Origin of the sequence: uncultured Caballeronia sp. (assembly GCF_964243625.1) — a bacterium.
In the GTDB taxonomy this organism is placed as follows: Bacteria; Pseudomonadota; Gammaproteobacteria; order Burkholderiales; family Burkholderiaceae; genus Caballeronia.
This window is the reverse complement of the sequence record NZ_CAXTGZ010000633.1, coordinates 1-3,483: the sequence shown is the minus strand read 5'-3', so window position 1 is coordinate 3,483 and position 3,483 is coordinate 1. Positions and strand designations below refer to the sequence as shown.

The window sequence follows — 3,483 nt, the reverse complement described above, 5'->3', positions numbered from 1 at the left end:
CGTTTATTGCTCAACGACTTGGCGCCGAGCACAGAGGAACCTAGTTGGGTGCAGGTTCATGTCGGAGTGTTTTTCTCTACAGCATAGAAGATTGCGTTAAGTCTCAAACACAATGAGCGTGCAGTAAAACCGAGTGGGATCGCCAATCTTTAGGTGCGATTTACCTATCGCTTACCCATTTCCTTGGCTGCTGTTGGGCCCATAGCGTATCGCAGAGAAATCCTCCGAAACTGAGCCATCATCTGCGGCTTTTAAGTGAAACGTGGTGCACCAGCAGAGTGAGCACACTCGAAGCGCCGAATCACCAAACACAGCGCGTTTAGGGACGATATTTTTTCCTAGATGTGATTTTTACGCACGGTATGGCTAGTTTTTATCGATTGTACGAAGTGTCCGTTGACCATAAGCTTGTATAAATTCAAATGAGGTTACCCATGACGAAACAAATTAGTGTCAACTCCCGTTCCTACCGACTGCCATCGGTTCCGACGATTATCGTCTGCATCGATGGAAGCGAACAGGAATACATTAATCAAGCAATCCAGGCTGGAAAAACTCCGTTCCTCGCCGAACTCCCAACGTTTGGCTCAGTTCTCACGGGAGACTGCGTACTTCCATCGTTTACGAACCCGAACAATCTTTCAATCGTGACTGGAGCCCCACCGTCGGTGCACGGAATATGCGGAAACTTTTTCTACGATCAGGAAGCGAAACAAGAGGTCTTAATGAACGACGCGAAGTATCTTCGCGCGCCGACTATCTTCGCCGAGCTTGCGCGAGCTGGCCAGCGTGTGGCGGTCGTGACTGCAAAGGATAAGCTGCGTAGCCTGCTCGGTCATCAACTGAAAGGCATCCGCTTTTCAGCGGAACATGCCGACCAGGTGACCCTAGAGGAAAACGGTATTGAGAACATTTTGGAGCGAGTGGGCATGCCGCTGCCTTCCGTGTACAGTGCGGAGCTCTCGGAGTTTGTTTTTGCCGCGGGTTTGTCCTTGCTTACAAAAGAGCGCCCCGACGTCATGTATCTGTCAACGACGGACTACGTACAGCACAAGTACGCACCTGGTACACCGCAAGCCAATGATTTCTACGCAATGATGGACGGTTATTTCAAGCGCTATCATGACGCGGGTGCAGTGTTGGCGATTACAGCCGACCATGGGATGAATGCTAAGACTGATTCGATTGGCCGACCGAACATCGTCTTTTTGCAAGATCTTTTAGACGTTAAATATGGTGCGCAGGTTGCCCGAGTACTGCTGCCGATCACGGATCCGTATGTCAAACATCACGGTTCCTTGGGTTCTTATGCGACGATTTACTTGAACGACGGTGACCGCTTGTGTGACGTGACAAATTTCCTCAAAGGGATCGAAGGTGTCGAGACAGTACTGACGCGTTCGGAAGCCAGCGAGCGTTTCGAACTTCCAAAAGATCGAATCGGCGACCTTGTGTTGATCGGAGAGCGGCTGACTGTGCTCGGAAGCACTCCCGATAATCACGACCTGTCCGGATTGACCGTTCCCTTGCGTTCACACGGTGGCGTGTCTGAGCAAAGGGTGCCACTTATATTTAACCGCAAGGTAGTTGACCTCGATCCAGCCCGACGTCTGCGCAATTTCGACATTATTGATATTGCACTCAACCATCTTAGCCAATAGAGATAGTGACTAGTTATTCATTTCGTTTTTTACTAACTGGCTCTGTTAAGAAGCAAGATTACTTGCCGGAATACGAGGCAATGTCGTTGTATCTGGCGTCCCTGGCGTACTGAATGCGGTGTCGCTAGGGCCTACGATGGTGATGCTTTTATTGAACTGATATCTGGTTTTTGCACAGCTTTAATGGTGAATAGTGACACCTTTATTCTGGCCCGAGCGTAAATGGCACGACGGTGGTTTGCTCATGCGATCGCTTAAAACGAAATGTTGCTTTGTCGTACCATACGACATGGTCAGCGTCGATGGCGTAGCCGCGTTGTCTTTGGAGTTTAGTGGATCGCACGCGCGAAGGTATTCCCCCAGCTCGTTAGATAAAGCTGAAGAGTGCGCTCGTCCGCTACTTTGCGGGAGCTAGCTGCGCCGGGACGGGATCGAGCTGGGCTTTCCGTATAGCAAGGCAGTGATCAGATTGAACAATGCTCGCAATGTCGGGGCCGTCAGTTATGGAACGTGCCGGATACCGGATAAGGTATGCCGTTCGACAGCGACAGATTGGAGCACCGTTATAAATGGGAAGCGATGAAGAGCTTCGCGAATGGGGAGATTTTACGCGTTCGTGAGGTCTAAGACGATAAGAGAGGAGTGGATGCCGACTAACATTGAATTAATCTCAAGATTGCTGTTTGCTGCCGTCCTCGGAGGGGCGATCGGATTCGAGCGGGAGCGGTTTGCTTTTGCGGCTGGATTACGCACGCACATGCTCGTGTGCGTGGCTTCCTCACTAGTGATGGTCGTCTCAGCGTTTGGCTTCGAGGACACTCGGTCGATGCCGAATGTGGCGCTTGATCCATCGCGTGTGGCGGCGCAAGTCGTGTCGGGAATCGGATTTCTCGGTGCTGGCGCGATCTTACTTCGGGGCGAGATGGTCCGCGGGTTGACAACGGCTGCCAGTGTTTGGGCCGTCGCGGGTATCGGACTCGCGGCAGGCGGTGGACTTTACGTGCTTGCTGTGGCGGCGACGGCGATCATCCTAGCGACCCTCACCCTGGTTAAGCCCATGTCGCGACAAGTGCGGACCAAAGGAAAACTGCGTCGGGCCCTGCGTCTGAGAGTTGACCGAGGCGCAATTACGTTGCCGGTTCTATGTCGCTTACTTGGTGAAGACGGCGCCCGACTTAAGAATATGAGTGTCCAAACAGACGACGACCAACAGCGAGATGTCGTAACGATTTCGCTGGCGCGGATGTCTGCCGACGAATTCCTTATCTATCGCAACATGCTTTCAGAGCTGATCGGTGTGCTTGAGGTCGAGGAAATTGAAGTGCAATGACGAGTGCGCTGTTTTGGGGGGACATGGCGTAATCGTGATGTAGCACGACCACCCCGAAAGCTCTCTGGACAGAGGGCCACATAGCCTCGCCTAATGAAGTGTGCTGACCTACCTAGGCGACCCCATGATCTCTCTGGCACAAGGACGGAGAGGGCAGTGGCTGACGAATGTTGAGTGTCCGCCTTGTCCGTGCGTTGCTGCCCTTATAGTTTAAACACTCCTTCGTTCTTCGGTTCACCATTTTGGTGGAGCACGAATTTGCCGCTTGTATTTGGCGCACGTGCATTTACGTGCATATTTATTCGGCGTGCTTCGACAGACGTAGAAAATGATATTGCGATTATCTGGTTAACATGGCGCTCTCCGATCGCACCTATCGTCGCCCAATGGCGCCCTTTAAACCGATCGCACAAGCGCCCCTTTACCGCTTGACCGATCGCGTATGTGCGGCTATCGCGCAGACGATGCGTACCGTCCGAGTCTGACCGCAGC

General features: G+C 52.3%; 2 protein-coding genes. Both read left to right on the top strand.

Features of this window, described 5'->3' with window-relative positions; genetic code table 11:
- Positions 1 to 434 precede the first annotated feature (434 nt).
- On the top strand, positions 435 to 1,661 hold the full coding sequence (gene phnA / locus ACFFAR_RS28385) for a phosphonoacetate hydrolase (protein WP_375508924.1): 1,227 nt from the start codon (positions 435 to 437) through the stop codon (positions 1,659 to 1,661).
- 646 nt (positions 1,662 to 2,307) lie between these two features.
- The gene (locus tag ACFFAR_RS28380) at positions 2,308 to 2,991 is read left to right on the top strand and encodes an MgtC/SapB family protein (RefSeq protein WP_375508923.1); all 684 of its coding nucleotides are present in this window, start codon (positions 2,308 to 2,310) and stop codon (positions 2,989 to 2,991) included.
- Positions 2,992 to 3,483: the final 492 nt, after the last annotated feature.